We start from the raw sequence: 22407 nt of genomic DNA, 5'->3' as shown, positions 1-22407 counted from the left end.
TAGGGTGGAGTTACAGCGCTAGTAAAACAGGAAAGGGAGGCGTGGGAGCACCTGAGTTCATAATTTCTACAACAGAGACTCCGGACTTCTTAGTAGTATTTGAATGCAAGGCAAATATCAAAGACCACGCTAGCAAAGATTTAAATAGGCCTGTCGACTATGCAGTCGATGGTGTACTCCATTATGCTAGGAAACTTAGCAAATCCTATAATGTCATTGCTGTGGCTGTCAGCGGTCAAAAAAAGTCGGGATTAAAAATATCAAACTACATTATCCCCAAAGGCACCTCAGAACCCAAAGAGCTAACAAATAAATCAGGCAGCAAGATTACTAAAATCGTGTCTCTTGACGACTATATTGAACATGGGACGTTCGACCCCGATGTAGCCAAAAAACGTCATGATGACCTAATGGAGTTTTCAAGAGAACTTCACAATTTTATGAGAGATAATGCAAAGCTCACAGAAAGCGAAAAGCCTTTGCTAGTCAGTGGGACGTTAATTGCTCTTAAAAATAAGGCGTTTGCAAAATCGTTCGATGAATACAAGCCCGAAGAATTACAGAAAGAATGGATGCGAGTCATCAAAGAGGAGTTTAGGAAAGCTGATATTCCACACTCCAAAGAATACAGTATGACGCAGCCATATTCTTCAATAGCCGTGCACCCGAATCTTGGAAAATCTGACAAGAAATTTCCTAAAGGCGTAATGTTTGAGTTAATCAAAATGCTAAATGAAAAAGTATGGCCTTTTATTAGCGTTTACCATGATTTTGATGTCGTCGGCCAATTTTACGGTGAGTTCTTAAAATATACAGGTGGTGATAAAAAGGCATTAGGTATTGTTTTAACTCCTAGACATATTACTGAGCTATTCGCCCTTCTTGCCAATGTTAATAAGAATACCCGTGTATTAGACATATGTGCTGGTACTGGAGGCTTTCTTATTTCAGCAATGCATCAAATGTTTAAGCACGCCGAAACAAAAGAAGAGAAAGATAGGATAAAGAAAGAAGGGTTAATTGGTATTGAGAATCAACCACAGATGTATGCGCTTGCGGCGAGCAATATGATTTTGAGGGGAGATGGAAAAGCCAATTTACACCAAGGAAGTTGCTTTGATGAAGCTATAACTGCTGAAGTGACCAAACACCAATGTGATGTTGGATTTCTTAATCCTCCTTATTCTCAAAGTGATGAAGATCTCCATGAGCTAGTGTTTGTAAATCACATGTTAAATAGTTTAAAGAAGGGAGGCATAGGCATTGCAATCGTACCCGTTGCCTGTTCTGTTACTGTGCATTCAATGAGACACGAGATACTTCAAAACCATACGTTGGATGCTGTTATGTCAATGCCTACAGAGTTATTTTATCCAGTAGGTGCTGTTCCGTGCATTATGATCTTTAGAGCGCATGAGCCGCATGAAGATAGTAGTACGAAAACTTGGTTCGGATATTGGAAAGATGATGGTTTCACAAAGACCAAACACAAGGGGCGTGTAGACCCTGAGCACTTATGGCCAAAAATTAGAGATCGATGGGTAGAGCAATACCGAAATAGAGAGGTTCACCCAGGGGAAAGCGTCTTAAAACAGGTCTCAGTGGAAGATGAGTGGTGTGCAGAAGCATATATGGAAACCGATTACTCGAAAACCACGAAAGACTGCTTTGCAGAAGAGGTTAAGAAATACGTATCGTTCAAGATGTTTATAGACTCTGATAAGCATGAAGATAAAGTTGATGTGCAAAAATGGGAATATTTTACCCTAGGTGCACTTTTTGATGTAAGGAAAGGTAAGAGACTAACAAAAGCAAATATGCTCCCTGGTAATACTCCATTTATTGGTGCTATTGATAGTAATAATGGTGTCTCTACATACATTGGCCAAGACCCAATCTTTGACGGAAATACTATTACTGTTAATTACGATGGAAACGGTGTTGCAGAAGCTTATTATCAGCCTGTTCCTTACTGGGCTCTCGATAGTGTGAATGTTCTTTATCCAAACTTCAATTTAACTCCCAATATTGCAATATTTCTGGTTACCATAATTCGCAAAGAGAAGTTCAGGTTTAACTATGGGAGAAAGTGGCATATGCAGAGAATGAAAGAATCAAAAATAAAACTGCCTGTAGATAAGTCTGGAACTCCAGACTGGAAATATATGGAGACATATATTGATGCTCTACCGTATAGCGACGATATAGACAGCTAACAAGGCGCTGCTCAGTCCGTAACTCACAATTGTCCAAATACGAGTTATTTGAGTGCCCGTTATCGCAATTGGGTTTAAGATAATAAGTGCTGTTGAACGGCCTAGCTTGGCCCTTATGCGACAGTCAGGTTTGATTAAGCCCTAGCAATCAAACCTAGTAGATACAGTTAAGACTTATCAAATTAATGCTTTTAGCAGCCAGTTATTCGCAAAACGCTCTGGCTAGATAAGGAAATAATTATACTTAATATTAAAAGCAATGAGTTAACTCACCCCTTATCAAAACCTTAGCTTATTAAATGCACTAAATAAAATAAAAGCCAGCAAATTGCTGGCTTTTTTGATATTTTTACATTTACATGGCGTCGTACTCGTCCTGCCAGAAGAACTTTTCTTCCCCAAATGCAGGTTTTAAGTCATCCAGCCAGTGGGCATTTTCGTCGAACTTGGCAAAGAACGGACGCTGCACCCAGTCTGGGTTTCGTGCTTGAATAAAGCGCAGTACAAACACCTTTTCGCCCGCGATCTCAGTGACGCCTGAAACTTCAACCTTACCTGGGCCTGCACTCATTGAAGGGCCTCTAACGGTGCGACTAACACCTGAAACTTGTTTATAGGCTTCGCGGAAGGTTTCCCAAGTTTTATGTAGTGGAATTTCAAAGTAACGTTTAGCACCCGTATCACGCTCGATAAACATATAATAAGGGATCATGCCAAGCTGAGTTTGCTCCTTCCACATATCAGCCCACATGTCGGCATCCACATTTATATTGTTAAGCAGCGGTGCTTGTGTTCTGATCTGCGCGCCCGTTTTACGAATGAGCTTGATGGCCTCACGCGTTACTTCGGTACGTAGCTCTTGCTTGTGGTTAACATGCGCCATAATTGAAACGTGCTTACCTGCATCTACCAGCTCTTTAAGTAACTTTAACAGCTCTTGCGCGTCAGGGTCGGTTACATATCTAAATGGCCAGAAGGTAAGTGATTTTGTACCAATACGAATGGTACGGATATGATCAAACCTCGGCTCTTTCAAGGCTTCTAGATAATTTCTTAACTTTACTGTACGCATAACCATAGGATCGCCACCGGTCATCAGTAGGTCGGTCACTTCGGTGTGCTCGGCTAAGTAGTTATGAAGTAATTCAGCGTCGTTATTATTGAAGCGAGTTGCTTTTCCAACAAACTGAGCCCAACGAAAACAGAATGTGCAGTAAGAGTGACAATATTGACCTTGAGACGGGAAAAACAAAACGGTTTCTTTGTATTTATGCTGGATACCGTCTACGCGCTCACCTTCATACTCGGGAACGTTCTTTTCCATTTGCCCTGCGGGATGCGGGTTTAACTTTTGGCGAATTTTGGTGGCAAGGTTAAACACCTCTTCCGGCGTATGCTCTCGGCTGAGTAGCGCAGCCATTTGCTCGTAAGACTCGTCGTCTAACATGCCACGCTGTGGGAAGGTTAATTGAAAAACAGGATCATTAGGCACTTTGTCCCAGTCGATGAGCTCTTCAATTACAAAATTATTAACGCGAAAAGGAAAAACGTTAGCGACGACTTTCATTTGAAAGCGCAGGTGATCAGGCAGTTTATCAAGCTGCTCAATCTTATCGATTTGGCGGTGTTGATATACGGTGAAACGAGGTGGCTGATAAGCTTCAGCTGGCTGCAATTTGACGGTTTGCTGCATATTTAATATGTCTCTTTTCTCACTTGCTAATAATAAAAACGGCCATGGTAACATGTCGTTGATATCATTTCAGGTACAAAGTGTGAAAAATTCGAGAAACTGCAACTTTCTGTACGTTTAACCACCATTAGTGCTATCAAAAGCGAGTTAGGTCGTTAAAAATACCTAACTCAATATACAAAAATTAATAGTGACCACTGGCGATAGCGGAATAAATGGCGTCGACCAATGCTGTAATATCTTCGTCGGGGGTGGTGTAAGGCGGCATGATATAGATGAGCTTGCCAAAAGGCCGGATCCAAACCCCTTGCTTGATAAAAAACGCTTGGATCTTGGCAACATCAACAACTTGGTCTAGTTCTACCACCCCAATCGCGCCCAATACTCTGACGTCTTTAACGTGATCAAGGCTAGCGCAACATGTCAACGCTTTCAGCGCTGTGTTGACACGCTGTATATTTGCCATTGTTTCTGGTCGTTTTACTATCTTTAGGCTTGCTACTGCCGCTGCACATGCTAGCGGGTTCCCCATAAATGTTGGGCCATGCATTAATACCTTGGCTTCACCTTGACTAATACCAAGGGCGACTTCTTTTGTTGTTAGCGTGGCGGCAAGTGTCATATTTCCGCCAGTGAGGGCTTTACCAACACACATAATGTCCGGAGCGATCCCCGCGTGCTCACACGCAAACATTTTTCCGGTTCTGCCAAACCCTGTGGCAATTTCATCAAGGATGAGTAACACCTCATACTTATCACATAGCTCCCTAAGCGCCTTGAGGTAGTCAGGGTGATAGAAATTCATGCCACCGGCGTTTTGAACGATCGGTTCGATAATAAATGCCGCAATGTGGTCATGGTGAGCAGCAAATGCCGATTCTAGTATTTCAAGCTCTCTAGTGTTTTGGGTATCATAAAAGTGACTTGAAGGCGCATCAACAAACACTTGTTCAGGTAAAAAGCCTTGGTACATAGCGTGCATTGAGTTAACCGGATCACATACGCTCATCGCAGCAAAAGTATCACCATGATAGCCTTTTTTAGCAGTCATGATTTTGGTTTTGTTTTTCTTACCTTTGCTCAGCCAGTATTGGATTGCCATTTTGATTGATACTTCAACACTGACCGAGCCGCCGTCAGCCAAAAATACCCGGTTGAGTGGAGCGGGTGTCAACTCCACAAGCAGTTTACACAACTCAACAGCTGGTTGATGTGTGAGGCCGCCAAACATTACATGACTCATGGTGTCGGCCTGCGCCTTTATCGCTGCGATGATCTCAGGGTGGCCATAACCATGGACTGCACTCCACCAAGACGCCATGCCATCAATCAACACCTCACCTGACTCAAGTTCAATTTTATTTTGATAGGTTCGTTTGGCCGGATAAACAGGCAGTGGATCTATCATTGATGTATAAGGGTGCCAAATATGTTCGCGATCAAATTCAACGTCTATTGGTTGTTTGTTGTTCATATGTAAACCTTGTGGGTGCGTGTAACGTTGACAATACTATGCTAAGAAGTAGACTAAGCCAATCACCGTCAGTTTGTTTGCTTTTAATTTAACCAGTTACGCAATTGGTGAGTAAATTTAGGCAAAAAGAAAAAGAGAATGAAAATATGGAATTAGGCGCGCTTAGACACGATTGGACACATGAAGAAGTAAAAACACTGTTCAACATGCCTTTTAATGACTTACTTTTTTATGCCGCAAGCATTCACCGTAAAAACTTCAACCCCAATGAAGTGCAAATATCGACTTTATTGTCTATTAAAACAGGTGCTTGTCCAGAAGACTGTAAGTATTGCCCGCAATCAGGCCATTATAAAACAGACCTAGAACGTGAACGCTTAATGGAAGTAGAAAAAGTCGTCACTCAAGCAAAGCTTGCTAAAGAAAAAGGAGCCACACGCTTTTGTATGGGAGCTGCTTGGTCGGATCCGAAAGAGCGTGATATGCCTTATATCGCTAAAATGGTGAAAGAAGTAAAAGAGCTAGGTCTCGAGACCTGTATGACCTTAGGTAAGCTTGATAATCAAAAGGCGCATGCACTAAGGGAGGCCGGTCTTGATTATTACAACCACAATCTCGATACGTCACCTGAGTATTATGAGCAAATCATCACTACTAGAACTTATCAAGACCGATTAGACACGCTAGACCATGTGCGTGACGCAGGTATGAAGGTTTGCTCTGGGGGTATTGTGGGTATGGGCGAACAAGCATCAGATCGCTATGGCCTGCTGATCCAACTGGCTAACTTACCAAAACAGCCTGAAAGTGTACCAATCAACATGCTGGTAAAAGTTAAAGGCACGCCGCTTGAAAACGTTGATGACCTAGACCATTTCGAGTTTATTCGAACTATCGCCGTTGCTCGCATTATGATGCCACATAGTTATGTACGCTTATCCGCTGGTAGAACGGCGATGAATGAGCAAATGCAGTCAATGTGTTTCTTTGCTGGTGCTAACTCCATTTTCTACGGAGACAAGCTTCTGACTACAGAGAATCCAGAAGCCGATGCTGATATGAACCTGATCAGAAAACTGGGCATGAACCCAGAAAAACGTGAAGACTACTCTGATGAAGCCTATGAAGCATCGTTAAGTTCAGCTATCGCAGACAAAGCAACATCAGAGCTGTTTTACGAAGCTAACTGATCAATGCCTTTTGCTTATATATCACAAGCACTCGCAGCTCGTCGTCGTGAAGGGCTGCTGAGGCAGCGCGTTTTAGTGGAACATGCCTGTGCTCGTACAATTACGATAGCAGGTAAGCAATACCTTAACTTTGCCAGCAATGATTACCTAGGCCTTGCGACTAAATTAGAGGTTGATCAGCTTGTTCATACAGAAGCTGGGAGCCGCAGTTCAGCGCTGGTTACGGGTTATTTAGACGTGCACCACAAATTAGAGCGCAAATTGTGTCATACGCTTGGCTATGAAGCCGCTTTGCTGTTTCCAAGTGGTTTTGCAGCGAACACTAGTGTGCTCAAAGCCTTATTTACGACCCAAGAAAAGCAATCTAGTGCAGCTGTGTTTCAGGATAAATTGAACCATGCCAGTCTCATTGATGGTGGTTTGGCCACAGATGCAAAATTTGTCAGGTTTAATCACAATGATCTTACTCATTTAAGATCGCGGTTAGAAAAAACCAAAGCCGAACATAAATTGGTTGTCACTGAAGGCGTCTTTTCTATGGATGGTGACACAGCCCCAATTGTTGAAATCAGTGAATTAGCAAAATCATACAATGCTTGGTTAATGGTAGATGATGCTCACGCTTTTGGTGTGGTTGGTGAAAATGGTTTAGGGACAGTAGACACGGGAATTAAACCGGAAATTTTAGTCATCACATTTGGCAAAGCCATGGGGTGCCAGGGGGCGGCAGTACTAGCAAGCCAACATGTTATTGATTATATGACACAGTTTAATCGCGAATTCGTCTATACGACAGCAATATCACCTATTATGGCGAGCGTTGCTTTGTTGCAACTTGAAAAGCTATTGCAAGCCTCGCAAGCAAGAGACAAACTGTCGGGCAATATTGAATACTTTAAAAAGTTGATTAGCGCAACGAATCTATCACCCATGCCAAGCGATACCGCTATCCAACCCTTGGTTTACGGTTCTAGCGAAAACGTGTTAGCGGTGCAAAGTAAACTAAAACAACAAGGGATTTGGGTTGGGGCGATAAGGCCTCCTACCGTGCCTCAAAATACGGCACGTTTGCGCATTACTATAACGGCAGAGCATAGCATCGAAGACATTGAATGTTTGGTTTCTGCACTTGCGGAGGTGTCATGATGAAAGCTGAAGTAACACAAACCGCGAAGTGTTTTTCTAAGGCAGCACACACATACTCACAACACGCCAATGTACAAAAGCAGGCCGCCAATATACTGTTTTCCCGGTTAGCCCAACACAATAGTGAACTTGGTGCCGTTCGTATGTTTCCTAGGTTACTTGATTTAGGTTGCGGGCCTCATGAAAATTTTCACAGACTCAAGGCATTCACGACGCATTACCTTGGTGCGGATCTTAGTCATGCTATGTTGGCGAGCCAGCTGCAAGAGGGGGCGAGTGTGTGTTGTGATATGGACAAACTTGCAATCCAGCAAAACTGCATCGACCTAGTATTTAGTAATTTTGCCATTCAATGGTCTAATTCACCGCGCGCTTTATTTGAGCAACTTTATGACGTACTTAAAAATCAGGGACGAGTAATATTGAGTTCGGTATTAGATGGCTCATTAGCACAAATTAATACAGCATGGCAGGCCATTGATGAGTGTGGCCACGTTAATGCATTTTATACGCTCGCACAACTTAGAGACTTTGCCGCGCAAGCCGGGTTCAAAGTGATATGGGAGCAGGAAGAAATTTTAGTTGATAGCTACGACTCACCGCTTGAGGCTTTACGCTCAGTAAAAAAGATCGGCGCCAATGACGTCAAAACAACAGCGAAGCGACAAGGACTGTTAGGTAAGTCGGCGTATGCCCGTTTGCTACAGCATTATCCGCAAAGTGAACGCGGCTTTGACGTAAGTTATAACGTAGGATTTTTGGAGTTGCAAAAATGAAGCACGCATATTTTATAACAGGCACCGATACCGAAGTAGGGAAAACCTATATCTCTACTTTGTTGTTAAAGTTATTAGCAAAACATGCAAAGCGCGCCATAGGGTTTAAGCCAATCGCGGCGGATGCAGAAGAAGCATTTGGGGAGTTGGTCAATGTTGATGCCATTAGTTTAATGGAAGCGGCGACGGTGCACGGGACATACGAGCAGGTGAATCCATTTTGTTTTGCTCCGCCCATTGCTCCTCACATTGCTGCCAAACAAGTGAATGTTGATATTACCGTAGATACATTACAAGCGCGATACGAGGAGCTTGAACAACTAGGTGCGGAATATATATTGTGTGAGGGCGCAGGTGGTTGGGCATTACCAATCAATGACTCAGAATATTTATATGACTGGGTTGCTCGGGCTCAGCTTCCGGTGATTTTGGTGGTGGGTATGAAGCTTGGGTGCTTAAATCATGCTTTTTTAACCGCAGAGTCAATCAAGCAAAAAGGGATCAACTTAGTGGGCTGGGTTGCCAACCAAGTGGATCCTAATATGTCGGTGTTTGAAGAGAACCTCGAAAGCCTTAAACTGCGCTTAGATTGTCCGTTACTAGCAACGGCACCTTACAGTGAGGGAACACCTAAGTTACAACTGCGCTCAGCGCTGCTATCTCTGTTTAATTTACCTTCATCAAGTTAATCAAGGTAAATTTAAAACAATGCGGCTTACCACGGCCGCCTTTGAGCGGTACTTAGTCGGTTGTATGCTTAGCGGCATAATTTGGTAGTAATGATTCTACGATTTCCTTGGCTGAAATGGTGTAGCGAACCCCAGAAAACATGACCGACGCATTTTCATCTATTCCTGTGATACCCGTTAATGTCCAGCCTTCGCCTCGCTCTGGGCAATAAACTTTAGTCGTGGGTGGAATAACTTTGAATTCTTCGCTCATTAATACTACTCCCAAAAAACGACCATTATAAAACAATCCGGTAAATCATAAAATTGAAAGATGTGATTTACCTGAGTTTTGGGTAATTAGTGCCTTTCTAGCAGCTAGTTTTAGTGCTAACTGCGTTGAATTCACTTCCAATAGACTGCTATTGGTGCGTAAATTTGCCTTGCCTACAAGGGCGTAGGTAGCACGCGAGAGTGGGGTTACCCCAAAACTTTCTGGGTAGATAAGGAAATAATTTAATATATCAATAAAAACAAAAAGGTAGATAATTCCTTATTCAAACCTCAGGTTAATTTCCACTAATGGTGCTACTATTGCGCTAATCACATATTTGCGTGAGTGGTAGATGGAATTCGCAACCGAAAGACTGGTTATTAGACCTATTCGACACAGAGACAGTAATCAACTGCTTCACTTACTCAATCTTCCCCAAGTTAAAGCTTATAATGACTACGGTGACAGTCTCACAGATATAGACTTAAAATGTATGATCCAAATGGATATTGAGCGCTTTTATGAGCGAGTTGGTGGCAGATTTTGCCTAGTTTGCAAACAAAGCAATCTGATCATTGGCTGTATTGGTTTTTATCGAGAAGATGGAGATATTGACGGTATCTACTTGGGCTATGAACTTGCGCCGGAGCACTGGGGAAATGGCATAATGTATGAAGCACTCAATCATCTATTGAAGCAAAAAAAGCAACTGCCATTTAGTGGTACTACGGTGTTGGCAAGAGTTTCACCAGAGAATCAACGCTCGCTTCGGTTATTGGTGCGTTTAGGCTTTGGCTATGTGAGTGAAGGGCTTTACCGTCTCGTGCTATAAAAACGGGCAGCTTAGCGCTGCCCTGATTTTGTTTTAGTACTTGTTCAATTTGAGAGTATTATGACAGTGCTTTAATTCTCTCATCTAATGGAGGGTGAGAGGCAAAAAAGTCGGCGACTGATTTACCCGATGCAATACCAAAAGCCATCATTGAACCTTCGAGTTGTGATTCATGGTTATGCTTCAATCGCTCTAAAGCCGAGCGCATCTTATGTGCTCCGACTAAATCTGCCGCGCCTTTGTCAGCTGCAAACTCACGCTTACGGCTAAAGTAGGCAACGACAACGGACGCCAAAATCCCGAATAGAATTTGGAAAATCATGTCGAAGAGAAAATATGTCCAGCTGCCGCCAGATTCTTCTTCATCACTATTTAAGAAGTTATCTACAATTCCAGCTAAGACTTTAGCAAAGAAGATCACAAAGGTATTTACCACACCTTGGATTAAGGTTAGCGTAACCATATCACCGTTTGCGACGTGCGATACTTCATGCGCCAACACGGCTTCCGCTTGATCTTGGCTCATGTTGTGGAGTAGGCCAGTACTAACAGCGACAAGACTGTTGTTTTTGCTAGGACCTGTGGCAAAAGCATTCATTTCTGGGCTGTCGTAAATAGCAACCTCTGGTGTTGCAATTCCGGCTTTTTTAGCTTGTGCAGCCACCGTTGAGACTAGCCAATGCTCAGTTTCATTACGTGGTTGCTCAATGACAAATGCACCAGTTGATTTTTTTGCAATCCACTTGGACATGTAAAGAGAAATAAAGGAACCACCGAATCCAAATACGGCAGCAATAACCATTATGCCTGTGTAGCTTCGGCTAGATATACCAAACACAGACATGACGATAGATAACACGATCCCTAACACAAGCATGACGGCTAAGTTAGTGATAAGGAATAAGATGACGCGTTTCATTTTGACCTCGTTAGACAAAAGTTAGGAACTAAGTAACTTTTCCCAAGCACTTGCTTATTACATAGTCCTAGCTGCATTTATATGGTCATTGACAACAAAGTACAAGCTAATTTATATGAATATTTTAAATAAGAACACATCATACAAATTTTTTATCTAAGTAATTTTAGTTTTTGCGAAAGGGTAATAAGCAATTGTTCAACGGAGCTATTGTCATTATTTAGTCCTTCTAACAAGGTCATAAAGTAACAGTCCATCATAACCGTGGCTTTTGCCTCATTATATTCTTGCTCACTAAATAAAAGCTGTTTAAACAGCTCAAGTTGGCTACTGAAAAAATGAACTTGCCAGATAACGCCTGATAGCAGCTCTTTACTAAAATCTCTGTTACTCAGATAAAAAGCAAACAAGTACTTTGCGTAATGTCGTAACTTGAGAACTGCACTATGCTGTTCATCCGTGAGTTTAGCTTCTGCAATGATTGCCTCAATTTGGTTATACATCGCAACTTTCAGAATCTCTAGTTTGGTAGGGAAATGCGCAAAAACTGTTCCAGAGGCGACACCCGCAGCCTGTGCTATCTGCCTAGTCGTGGTATTTTCAAAGCCATTCTCCTGGAATAGCCCCCAGCTCACATCAAGAATTTTTTGGTATGTAATTTCTCTTTTTTTCATATGGTTACCTTAACTTTTACTTGGCTAGTTTAGCATATATTCACGACGAACTAGAGATATAATTTGCATTTATTGAGCGCGCTCATTATTATAATTGAGCGCGCTCAATAAAATATTCAATAGGAGTTGTTATGCATTATTTGAGTCTATTTTTCGGGTATATCCTTTTTATACCGTTTATCTTTTTCTACAGCTATATACTGGGACCGGTACTGAAGTTTGTGCTCATTCCTGGCGGGCTGGCTATACTGTGCTTGATTATGGGACCTAAAGATTTTTTCTTTTATTTCAACAAGGCAAAAGCACAAACCATGAAGCCAGTGGCCATTTCTAAATAGCCCAACTAGATAATTGCAATAAGTTGATTCTTCGCATTAAAGACGAACTCGGGTATAATGCGCCGAGCTAAGGCATGAAGGACCTTAGCTCAGTATCGTTCAAAATTAGTCGAGGAATTATTATGACCGTTGGCATCATTATGGGGTCGAAATCAGATTGGCCTACAATGCAGCATGCAGCCGAGATGTTAGAAAAGTTTGGCATTGAGTATGAAACAAAGGTAGTTTCTGCTCACCGTACCCCTCAGCTTCTTGCTGACTATGCTTCGACTGCTGCAGAGCGTGGGATCAAAGTGATTATCGCAGGTGCCGGCGGCGCTGCACATTTACCTGGTATGGCTGCGGCATTTACAAGCTTGCCAGTACTTGGTGTACCGGTAAAATCGAAAACACTTAACGGTGTTGATTCACTGCTTTCAATTTGCCAAATGCCAAAAGGCGTGGCTGTGGGAACACTTGCCATTGGTGATGCTGGCGCTGCAAATGCTGGATTATTAGCGGCTCAAATCTTAGGCTGTCAACAGCCAGAGATATTTGCAAAAGTGGAAGCGTTCAGAAAAGAACAAACAGAAACCGTACTAGCTAACCCAGATCCTGCGAAGTAACATGAATATTCTTGTTTTAGGTGCGGGCCAATTGGCTCGGATGATGAGTCTTTCAGCGACTCACCTTGATATTAACGTACTCGCGTATGATGTTGGAAGTAAAACAGTAATAAACCCCGTTACTTTTACGACAACATCGGAATCCCTGCAACAAGCAATTGCAAACGCTGATGCGATCACAGCGGAGTTCGAACACATTCCATTGGATGTACTCACCGTATGCCAGCAAAGCGGTAAGTTTTATCCTGGTGCCGAAGCGATTGCAACCGGCGGTGATAGGGCTAAAGAAAAGGCCTTGCTTGAAAAAACAAAAGTCGCTTGTGCGCCGTTTAAAATTATCACAGATAAGCCTCACTTTCTTAGCGCAATAGATGAACTCGGATTGCCGTTAGTGGTTAAAACCTGCCAAGCGGGCTACGACGGAAAAGGTCAATGGCGAGTAAAATCAGAAGCTGAGATAGAGACTATCTGGGCAGAGATGTCGGCATTTTTACAAGCCGGTACAGACGCCCAGCCTCATTCAATTGTCGCAGAGAAAATGATCCCATTCGACCGCGAAGTATCAATTATTGGTGTTCGTACAAAAAATGGGGATTGCAAAATATACCCACTTACCGAAAATCAGCATACTAATGGCGTGCTAACTTTATCTATTGCGGGTAAAGAAAAAGCGAATATTCAGGCACAAGCAGAAGATGCTTTTGCCAAGTTAGCCAATGCGCTTGATTATGTGGGTGTGTTAGCCATTGAATTCTTCGATGTTGATGGGGAGTTATTGGTCAACGAAATCGCACCTCGGGTACATAACTCAGGGCACTGGACGCAGCAAGGCGCCCATGTTAGTCAGTTCGAAAACCATATTCGTGCTGTGGCAGATTTACCTGTTGGTGACACTTCTTTATTGCGCCCGACGGCTATGATTAATGTGCTGGGGCAAGATCATATTCCTGCCCAGGTCTTAGCGGTGTCAGGTGTGACGAGTCACTGGTACGGGAAATCGGCAAAGCCAGGTCGCAAAATGGGCCATATCAATGTGTCTGCTGGTTCACTGCATCAGCTAGGTGAAGCTTTAGCAGAGCTGGCTGAAATTTTACCAGAAGCCGATTATCCAGGTGTGATGGATACAGCTCAGCAATTGATATTAAATTAATTCGCTATTAAGGGCCTGTTGAAAAAGCGGTTTCTAAACAGGGATAGAAAAATACAATTTTTTCTGTAATTGTTGGAACTCTTTTTTAAAACCGCAGTCTATTATAGTGAGGCGCGGATAGGCCTCATTTCATACTCGTTGTCCATCAACGACTATGTGAGCGCAGAGAGTATTTGGCCAGCATCCCATGCTGGCCTTTTTTTGTCCCATCCATCGTGCTTTTAGTCTTAAATCATTCGATATTACATTGGCTTTCTGCTTAAATTAGACAAATTTAACTATTATAAGAAAGTCACATGTTGAAACTCTCTCTTATCTCGATAGCAGTAGCGTCTGGATTACTGCTTTCTGGTTGCCAAACCACAGAAGTAAACCAACAACCGCAGCAAGTTGAAAGCAACACACAATTTTCATCCGTCGTGTCGACCCCAGTTGACTTTGGTGGTGAACAAATCACCCTTAAGCAAGCGATGGCGCACCCTGATTGGTTGGGTAGACAGCCTGAAAGCGCGTATTGGGGAGCTGACAGCAACACGGTTTTTTACAAACGTAAGCAAGCTGGAAATGAATTAAGAGACCTATATAAGGTTAGCGACACGCAAAAAAGCGAGGTGGTATCGTTATCAGACCTCCATGCCGTTGGCGCATCAAACGCGGTTTACAATGCAGGTAAGACGCTACAATCATACGAGTTCAAAGGCAATATTTTCGTAAAAGACTTGAAGTCAGGTAACTTAACGCAAGTAACGCATTCATCAACCTATGAATATGCACCTCAATTTTTAACTGATGGTCGGTTAGCTTATCGCAGCGGTAATGCACTATTCGCAGTAGATTTAAAAACAGGCTTAACCAAAGAGCTTGTAAAGTTACACTTGAGCGACAAACCTGAAGGAGTGAAAGAGCCAAGTGGTTATATTGCTGAGCAACAGCATAAACTAATTCAATTCGTGGCGTTAACGCACAAAAATAGCAAAGATCGCGAAGCCCGTGCACAAGCTCTCGATGAAAATAATGACAGCATTCAAGATAATCAGTTTTACCTAGGCAAGGGTAAAACGTTAATCTCGATGAGTTTAGCTCCATCTGCTGACAAGCTCATCGCGGTGATCACTGATGACAAGCCTCGTCGTTCAGATACCGACATCATGCCGAATTACGTAAGCCAAAATGGTGATATCGACCCAGTCGAAGCTCGCCGCAGAGTAGCAGATACAGAGCCAATGCGTTCAGAGGTTATCTTTATTGATTTGAACAAGGCTGAGCAAACAACATTAAGCTATGAAACGCTACCTGGTTTTGATGAAGACGTATTAGCTGAGGTCAAGCGCGAAAATGCGAACGCCAAAGGTGAAAGCTACAAAAGCGAAAAGGCACCACGCGATATTAACTTGATTGATACTTGGGGTTGGAGCCAGTCGGCAATCCAATGGAATAGCGACGGCTCACAAGTTGCTGTTATGTTGGGTGCTTGGGATAACAAAGATCGCTGGATTGCAACGGTTGATTTTGCAAAACAACAATTCGTCTCACAACACCGCCTTCATGACGATGCATGGATTAACTACACCTATAATGATTTTGGTTGGTTAAACAATCAAAACACACTGTATTACCTTTCAGAACAGTCGGGATATAGCCAACTTTACATTAAGCCGCTCAAGGGTAAAGCAAAGGCAATGACCACCGGAAAGTTTGTGGTATCAGAGCCAACCCTTACCGCTGACAATAAATTCGTTTACTACAAAGCTAACAAAGAGCACCCAGGTTTATATGAAATCTATCGTGTAAATCTGGAGACAGGAAAAGACGAGCAAATCACAGATTTAGATGGCCTTACTGATTATCAACTAAGTCCTGATGAACAAAAGCTTTTGCTAACTCATTCGAAGATCATGATGCCACCTGAGCTTTATGTTGCAGATGCAACACCAAAGTCGTCGGTATCGCGTTTAACAAATACGGTTTCCGATGCATTTTTAAATAAAAAGCTGATCGCCCCTAAAATAGTGGCTGTGCCTTCAAGTCATCAAGGTGAGCCTGTCTATGCTAAGGTATACTATCCTGCGGATTATCAAGAAGGGGAAACGGGTAAAAACCGCAAAGCCGTTATTTTTAATCATGGTGCAGGCTACCTACAAAACTCGCACCTTGGTTGGTCTAACTACTTTAGGGAGTTTATGTTCCACTCATTACTGGCCAGCGAAGGTTATGTGGTGATGGACATGGATTACCGCGGCTCAAAAGGTTACGGTCGAGATTGGAGAACGGCTATTTATCGTCATATGGGCAAGCCAGAAATCGAAGATTTAGCCGATGGTGTAGAATGGATGGTCAATAACGTGAATGTTAACCGCGACGCAGTAGGAACCTACGGTGGCTCGTATGGCGGCTTTATGACATTTATGGCACTGTTTACACAACCCGACTTGTTCCAAGCTGGAGCTGCACTACGCCCGGTAACAGATTGGGCTTATTATAATGACCCGTACACCTCGAATATTCTAAACCGTCCAGATATTGACCCTATTGCATATCAGCGTAGTTCGCCGATTTACCATGCACAAGGATTGAAAAACAAGCTACTTATTAACGCCCCTATGGTGGATGATAACGTGTTTTTCCAAGATGTTGTGCGTCTTGTGCAACGCTTAATTGAGCTTGAAAAGGAAGACTTTGAAACGGCTATTTATCCTGTTGAACCTCATGGATTTAGACAGCCTTCAAGCTGGTTAGATGAATACCGTCGTATATACAAGTTGTTTAAAGAAAACTTGTAATGAACTAACCGACATAAAGCCAGCATTATGCTGGCTTTTTTTGTTTAATACTCATGTAAATCAAAGCTAAAATTATGCCGCCAATAGCACCATAAAGGTGTGCTTCAATTGCTACTCTAGAGTCAATGAGTCGGGCGACTTCCTCACTGGCCCCACTGTATTGTTCCCACGCCACTTTTGCCCAAACACCAACAAACAACAAGTAACCTGTCGTCACCTTACGTTTTATGTCTTCAATAGCGCCCCATACAATCAGGCCGTGTAATAAGCCACTTAAACCTGTATATACAACTATATTTGGTGCAAACTGAAAGATCATTCCCCCAGTAAACAGCCCTAAAAACACCACGTTTATCCAGTACTTTTTGGGAGCTGTGTATTCGGCATGTAACAGCCAAATAAATAGGATCCCAAGCAGGTTTAACAGTAAATGATACCAATTACTGTGCGTAAATTGGCCGCTCAGTATGCGCCAAAACTCACCATCGTTAATAGCTGCTCTGTCAAAGTCAAAGAAATAGCCAAGATTAAACAGCATTAAAACCGCAGATAATATAGCCAATGATAAGGGACCTATTAAGTATTCTTTGTTAGTTGGGAGATCAAACATACGATTTCACATTATTATTTTTGCATATTGTGCCTAATTGCTTTTATGATGCCAAATATTAGTAGTAAGCAAAGTGGGTATTATGAAACATACACTTGCATCACTGACCGTGATGGCCGCATTCAGCTTTTCAACAAACACCTTAGCTGAACAACAAACAATCGAGATTAGAGAGCCCGAAGCCGCGACTGGCTTTCAGTCAAAAGAGGCGCGCACTGCCCAAAAGTATATGGTCGTGGCCGCAAACCCGTACGCCAGTAAAGCAGGGCAGTTAATGCTGTCAAAAGGGGGCAGTGCTGTCGATGCAATGATAGCAACCCAGCTGGTTTTGACTTTAGTTGAACCACAGTCCTCGGGAATAGGCGGTGGAGCTTTCATATTACATTACGATAAAGAAACCAATGAACTCATTAGCTTTGATGGTAGAGAAACAGCACCTAAAGGGGCGAGCCCAGAACTTTTCCTTGATCAATCTGGTCATGCTGTAAGATGGATTGAGGCTGTTGTAGGGGGACGTTCAGTCGGCGTTCCTGGCATTTTGCATGCATTTAAGTCAGCCCATGACAAATATGGAAAGTTACCTTGGCAGACCCTTTTTAAGCCAGCAATTGAACTCGCCCGTGAAGGGTTTATCGTCTCTCCACGCTTAAACATGTTGCTTGAGAAGAAGTTAAACCCAGGTTTAACAAAACTAAGCCCGGCAAAAGAATACTTCTATCCCGATGGAAAAGCGTTGAAACCGGGCACACTGAAAAAGAATTTGCCTCTTGCCAACCTGTATTTCAAATTAGCAACACAAGGTATACAGGCTTTTTATGAAGGGCAAAATGCCACTCAACTGGTTGAAGCTGTGCAAAAATCTGAAATTGCACCTGGTAAATTGGCATTAAACGATTTAGCAAACTACAAAAGCAAAACAAGACAAGCAATTTGTACCAGTTACCGGGTCTATAAAGTGTGCTCGATGGCACCACCAAGTAGCGGCGGTATCGCTGTTTTACAAATGATGAAATTGCTCGAACCGTTTGATTTAGGTAAATACAAAGCCAATGACCCTGAAGCGCTACATCTGTTTACGCAAGCTTCAAGGTTAGCATTTGCAGACCGAGATTTTTACGTAGCTGATCCAGACTTTGTTGCAGTACCAACGCGTGAGCTATTGGATGAACAATACTTATCAAGCAGAAGTAAGCTAATAGGCGATATGGATAATCCTCATTTTCCTGTGGGCGACCCAACCGTTGGGAAGCTAGCCTACGCTATGGACGACAGCTACGAATTACCCTCAACGAGCCATGTCTCGATAGTCGATGCCGACGGTAACGCCATTTCTATGACCAGCTCAATTGAAATGGCCTTTGGGTCTACCGTGATGGTAAATGGCTATTTGCTCAATAACCAATTAACTGACTTCGCGCTTTCTCCTAAAGTGGGAGATAAATTGGTAGCAAACAGAGTAGAGGCAAATAAACGCCCCAGAAGCTCAATGGCCCCCGTAATGGTGTTTAATCAAGATGGTTCACTTAAGCTGATTGTCGGCTCTCCAGGCGGAAGTCGGATAATTAACTACGTTGCGCAAACTTTGGTAGGCGTACTGGACTGGGGACTTTCTCCTCAAGCCGCCATAGACTTGCCAAAAATTACTAACCGTAACAAATACACTACGCTTGAAAAAGGAACTGAGCTTGTAGAACAAGTGCCGTTTTTTGAAAAGAAAGGCCATGAAGTGCAAGTGCGCGACTTAAACTCGGGCCTGCATGCCATTGAGCTGAAAGATGGTCACTTGGTAGGAGGCGCAGACCCACGAAGAGAAGGTGTTGCACTTGGTGAAAGTAGTGAATAAGCCATAGTTAAATCAGTGCTTTTAGGCTATAATTTCGCGTTCCAGAAAAATACTTTTTAATGCGCTCTGGAGCGCGTTGATATTGGTCTGATGAGCACTAAATTCATTGTAATTTAATCCTTTTCGACAATAATGAACCCTTAGACTAAAAAAATTAGTGTCAAGCTTGTAAATATGACTAAACAAACCGATCCAAATTATCTCTACATTCCATACTCAGGTCCCACGCTGCTCGAAACGCCGCTACTCAACAAAGGCAGCGCATTTTCACAACATGAGCGTGAAAACTTTAATTTAGCAGGACTACTTCCGCCTCGCTACGAAACCATTGAAGAGCAAGTTGAGCGTTGTTATCAACAGTATTCAAGCTTTAGTGACAATCTAAACAAGCATATTTATCTGCGTGCCATTCAGGATAATAATGAAACCTTGTATTACCGATTAGTACGCGATCATCTAGAAGAAATGATGCCGATCATTTACACACCAACGGTAGGCGATGCGTGTGAGAAATTTTCTGATATTTACCGTAGCTCTCGCGGATTGTTTATTTCTTATGAAGATCGCTATCAAATTGACGACATACTTCGCAATGCAACTAAAGGCAAGGTAAAAGTTATCGTAGTCACTGACGGTGAGCGTATCTTAGGCCTTGGCGACCAAGGCATAGGCGGTATGGGGATCCCGATTGGTAAATTAGCGCTTTACACTGTGTGTGGCGGTATTAGTCCGGCTTACACACTTCCAGTAATGTTAGACGTGGGCACTAATAACGAAAAACTGCTAAATGATCCTATGTACATGGGTGCGAGACACCCACGTATTGGCCAAGAAGAGTATGACGAATTCCTTGATCTCTTTATCAAGGCGGTGAAGCGACGTTGGCCAAATGTGTTGTTGCAATTTGAAGACTTTGCGCAGCCAAACGCCATGCCTTTACTTAAGCGCTACCGTGATGAAATTTGTAGCTTTAACGATGATATTCAAGGTACAGCAGCAGTTACTGTAGGTTCATTGCTTGCAGCTTGCCGTGTTAAAGGGGCGAAACTATCTGAGCAAAAAGTAGTGTTTGTTGGTGCCGGCTCAGCAGGTTGTGGTATCGCCGAGCAGATCATCAGCCAGATGGTATCTGAAGGGATAACTGATGAACAAGCGAGAAGTCAGGTGTTCATGGTTGACCGCTTTGGTCTACTAACTGAAGGGATGGAAGGGTTACGAGACTTCCAAGCAGCCCTTGTGCAGCAACAAGCAAATTTACAAGACTGGACTTACAGCGGCGAATTTGCATCTTTGCTAGACGTGATGCATTGTGCGAAACCAGATATTTTGATTGGTGTATCAGGTCAAGCTGGTCTTTTTACTGAGCAAGTGATCAGAGCAATGCATAGTGGGTGTGAGCAACCTATTATTTTCCCTTTGAGCAATCCGTCACGCCAAGTTGAAGCGCATCCAAAAGATGTGATTGAATGGACAGATGGTCAAGCTATTGTCGCGACCGGAAGCCCATTTGAGCCAGTTGTGCATGGCGAAGAGACAATTATTATACCTCAATGTAATAATAGCTATATCTTCCCAGGTATTGGACTTGGCGTACTGGCCGCCAAAGCCACGCGTATTACAGACAGTATGTTGATGGTATCAAGTGAAATGCTTGCTGAGTCTTCGCCACGAGCCAATACTGGTAAAGGAAGCCTTTTACCTGCGCTTACTGAAATCGAGCCGCTAAGTAAACGCATTGCATTTGCAGTAGCGAAGAAAGCGATGGAAGAGGGCGTTGCTCTTGAAATGGATGACGAAGCGATTTGGACTGCTATCGATAAAAATTATTGGTTACCAAAATATCGCAATTACAAACGCTGTAGTATTTAGTCGCTGACTAACTAACGGATTATTCGTATCTCAACTTGCCCCGCAGCAGTAGGGGCAAGTTTATGTCACTGTTATTGTTCCAACTTAGCTCAACATCCCCACCAAAACTCGGTCTTTAAATTGTTAAAGTTTGTTATCCTGAATTACAATTCAGTAGTTGTTAATTCAAATATGCTTGAATATAGCCGTATCACATTTTAGGAGCAAAAGATGCGAATTATTACTGGCTTACTGGCACTATGTTTATCCGGCTTCAGCTTTGCAGGTGCATTGCCTGATTCTCCACACCTATACGTGAAAGGTACAGCATTTATTCAGGTTCAGCCTGACGTTGCGACCATTCGTGTCGCTATTACTGAAAAACACAAGTCACTACCAAAGGCGAAAGAAACGGTTGACCAGATCATGGCAAAAGCCATTTCAATTGCGAAGCGCTTTGATATTACAGAAGATGATATTCATGCGGATCAACTTAACGTGTACAGACAAACACATTATAACCGTCAAACTAACGAAGAAGAATTTGATGGCTTTCGTGTCAGTCGCAGTTTGACTGTGAAACTGAAAGACATCAAAAAATATCCAGAGTTACTACAAGAGTTTGTAGATAGTGGTATCAACCAGTTTAACAACACCGAGTTTGGCGTTGAAAATGAAGGCAAATATATGCAAAGCCTTAAGAAGGCCGCGATAAAAGATGCAAAAAAAGCAGCAAAAGAGCTGGCTGGCGAATTTGACGTAGAACTTGCAAAATTATACTCAGTGTCATTTCAACCTATGCAGACCCCCATCCAACCCTATGTCCGCTCAGCAGCAATGGCGATGGAGGCCGATCAAGGTTCATATAAAAATGCATATAACACCGGTGCTATTAAGCTAAATGCAGAAGTTTATGCGGTGTACTTAATTGAGTAATACTGGTCGTTGATTAGTTTAACCTATACACTAAACCCTCCTATTGGAGGGTTTTTTAATGATCACTGGATTGTATGGCGCAATACTTACGCTGTTTTACATAAAGCTTAGCTTCAACATTATCGGCTTGAGGCATAAACACAAAGTCTCACTTGGAGACGGGGGCGTTGATACACTGCAAAGTGCCATTCGCATCCATGCTAATTTTATTGAATACACACCGCTTGTGTTACTAATGATGTTCCTACTTGAAACGCAACAGCTTAACCCTCTTGTGCTTCATGCCCTAGGTGCGGCTTTTTTGTTTTCACGAGTGGCTCATTACGTAGCGCTAGGTAAAACTAACTTTGCGATAAGAAAAGTGGCAATGGCAACAACTTATGGAGTACTGCTTATTTTGGCTTTGGCTAATATAGGCTTTTATTTTATTTAAGC

At 42.7% G+C, this 22407-nt stretch carries 20 protein-coding genes; 14 read left to right on the top strand and 6 right to left on the bottom strand.

Annotation, left to right across the window (positions count from 1 at the left end; genetic code table 11):
- A partial coding sequence (locus CEX98_RS07835; RefSeq protein WP_143484335.1) for an N-6 DNA methylase occupies positions 1 to 2216 on the top strand: 2216 nt, incomplete at its 5' end.
- A gap of 355 nt (positions 2217 to 2571) precedes the next feature.
- Here CEX98_RS07835 and CEX98_RS07830 read toward each other — a convergent pair.
- On the bottom strand, positions 2572 to 3909 hold the full coding sequence (locus tag CEX98_RS07830) for a KamA family radical SAM protein (RefSeq protein ID WP_099641536.1): 1338 nt from the start codon (positions 3907 to 3909) through the stop codon (positions 2572 to 2574).
- 184 nt (positions 3910 to 4093) lie between these two features.
- Complete coding sequence (gene bioA, locus CEX98_RS07825) at positions 4094 to 5383, bottom strand: adenosylmethionine--8-amino-7-oxononanoate transaminase (RefSeq protein ID WP_099641535.1); 1290 nt, start codon at positions 5381 to 5383, stop codon at positions 4094 to 4096.
- 146 nt (positions 5384 to 5529) lie between these two features.
- On the opposite strand from bioA, the gene bioB reads away from it, so the two are divergent.
- From bioB to bioD, 4 genes are read left to right on the top strand one after another with little or no spacing between them, the layout of a single operon-like run.
- A complete protein-coding gene (bioB, locus tag CEX98_RS07820; protein WP_099641534.1) occupies positions 5530 to 6573 on the top strand; it encodes a biotin synthase BioB in 1044 nt (347 codons plus the stop codon).
- Positions 6574 to 6576: 3 nt separating this feature from the next.
- A complete protein-coding gene (locus tag CEX98_RS07815) occupies positions 6577 to 7719 on the top strand; it encodes an aminotransferase class I/II-fold pyridoxal phosphate-dependent enzyme (protein ID WP_099641533.1) in 1143 nt (380 codons plus the stop codon).
- Complete coding sequence (locus CEX98_RS07810; protein ID WP_099641532.1) at positions 7716 to 8495, top strand: methyltransferase domain-containing protein; 780 nt, start codon at positions 7716 to 7718, stop codon at positions 8493 to 8495. Before CEX98_RS07815 ends, CEX98_RS07810 begins: the two co-directional genes overlap by 4 nt.
- The gene (gene bioD, locus CEX98_RS07805; protein ID WP_099641531.1) at positions 8492 to 9184 is read left to right on the top strand and encodes a dethiobiotin synthase; all 693 of its coding nucleotides are present in this window, start codon (positions 8492 to 8494) and stop codon (positions 9182 to 9184) included. Before CEX98_RS07810 ends, bioD begins: the two co-directional genes overlap by 4 nt.
- Before the next feature lie 52 nt (positions 9185 to 9236).
- Here the strand turns inward: bioD and CEX98_RS07800 are convergent, their stop codons facing one another.
- Positions 9237 to 9437, bottom strand: a complete 201-nt coding sequence (locus CEX98_RS07800; protein WP_099641530.1) for a hypothetical protein — start codon at positions 9435 to 9437, stop codon at positions 9237 to 9239.
- A 352-nt stretch (positions 9438 to 9789) separates the two neighbouring features.
- Here CEX98_RS07800 and CEX98_RS07795 point away from each other — a divergent pair, with 352 nt between their 5' ends.
- Positions 9790 to 10269 carry a GNAT family N-acetyltransferase gene (locus CEX98_RS07795; protein ID WP_099641529.1) on the top strand — a complete coding sequence of 160 codons (480 nt, stop codon included), beginning with the start codon at positions 9790 to 9792 and terminating at the stop codon, positions 10267 to 10269.
- A gap of 58 nt (positions 10270 to 10327) precedes the next feature.
- Here the strand turns inward: CEX98_RS07795 and htpX are convergent, their stop codons facing one another.
- Positions 10328 to 11188, bottom strand: coding sequence for a protease HtpX (gene htpX / locus CEX98_RS07790; RefSeq protein WP_099641528.1), 861 nt, complete (start codon positions 11186 to 11188; stop codon positions 10328 to 10330).
- 152 nt (positions 11189 to 11340) lie between these two features.
- Positions 11341 to 11862: a TetR/AcrR family transcriptional regulator gene (locus CEX98_RS07785; protein WP_099641527.1), complete on the bottom strand. Its 522-nt coding sequence runs from the start codon at positions 11860 to 11862 to the stop codon at positions 11341 to 11343.
- Between the two features lie 131 nt (positions 11863 to 11993).
- On the opposite strand from CEX98_RS07785, the gene CEX98_RS23255 reads away from it, so the two are divergent.
- The 4 genes from CEX98_RS23255 to CEX98_RS07765 all read left to right on the top strand — a co-directional run bounded on the left by CEX98_RS23255 (position 11994) and on the right by CEX98_RS07765 (position 16735).
- Positions 11994 to 12200 carry a hypothetical protein gene (locus CEX98_RS23255; RefSeq protein WP_099641526.1) on the top strand — a complete coding sequence of 69 codons (207 nt, stop codon included), beginning with the start codon at positions 11994 to 11996 and terminating at the stop codon, positions 12198 to 12200.
- 122 nt (positions 12201 to 12322) lie between these two features.
- Positions 12323 to 12805: a 5-(carboxyamino)imidazole ribonucleotide mutase gene (gene purE, locus CEX98_RS07775; protein WP_099641525.1), complete on the top strand. Its 483-nt coding sequence runs from the start codon at positions 12323 to 12325 to the stop codon at positions 12803 to 12805.
- Position 12806: 1 nt separating this feature from the next.
- Entirely contained in the window at positions 12807 to 13955 is a 1149-nt protein-coding gene (locus CEX98_RS07770) for a 5-(carboxyamino)imidazole ribonucleotide synthase (protein ID WP_099641524.1), read from the top strand.
- A 296-nt stretch (positions 13956 to 14251) separates the two neighbouring features.
- Positions 14252 to 16735 (top strand): S9 family peptidase, encoded by a 2484-nt coding sequence (locus CEX98_RS07765; protein ID WP_099641523.1) that lies wholly within the window; start codon positions 14252 to 14254, stop codon positions 16733 to 16735.
- A 25-nt stretch (positions 16736 to 16760) separates the two neighbouring features.
- On the opposite strand, the gene rrtA is transcribed toward CEX98_RS07765, so the two are convergent.
- Positions 16761 to 17345 (bottom strand): rhombosortase, encoded by a 585-nt coding sequence (rrtA, locus tag CEX98_RS07760; RefSeq protein WP_099641522.1) that lies wholly within the window; start codon positions 17343 to 17345, stop codon positions 16761 to 16763.
- Positions 17346 to 17427: 82 nt separating this feature from the next.
- Here rrtA and ggt point away from each other — a divergent pair, with 82 nt between their 5' ends.
- The 4 genes from ggt (at position 17428) to CEX98_RS07740 (ending at position 22405) form a co-directional block, all read left to right on the top strand.
- Positions 17428 to 19188, top strand: a complete 1761-nt coding sequence (ggt, locus tag CEX98_RS07755) for a gamma-glutamyltransferase (protein WP_099641521.1) — start codon at positions 17428 to 17430, stop codon at positions 19186 to 19188.
- Positions 19189 to 19362: 174 nt separating this feature from the next.
- Positions 19363 to 21057, top strand: coding sequence for an NAD-dependent malic enzyme (locus CEX98_RS07750; protein ID WP_099641520.1), 1695 nt, complete (start codon positions 19363 to 19365; stop codon positions 21055 to 21057).
- Positions 21058 to 21267: 210 nt separating this feature from the next.
- Entirely contained in the window at positions 21268 to 21972 is a 705-nt protein-coding gene (locus CEX98_RS07745; protein ID WP_099641519.1) for an SIMPL domain-containing protein, read from the top strand.
- A gap of 58 nt (positions 21973 to 22030) precedes the next feature.
- The gene (locus CEX98_RS07740; protein ID WP_099641518.1) at positions 22031 to 22405 is read left to right on the top strand and encodes an MAPEG family protein; all 375 of its coding nucleotides are present in this window, start codon (positions 22031 to 22033) and stop codon (positions 22403 to 22405) included.
- The last annotated feature ends 2 nt before the right edge of the window (positions 22406 to 22407 follow it).

The organism is Pseudoalteromonas piscicida (assembly GCF_002744175.1).
GTDB lineage: Bacteria > Pseudomonadota > Gammaproteobacteria > Enterobacterales > Alteromonadaceae > Pseudoalteromonas > Pseudoalteromonas piscicida_B.
Note: the sequence above shows the minus strand (reverse complement) of the source record. Positions and strands in the feature narration are given on the sequence as shown.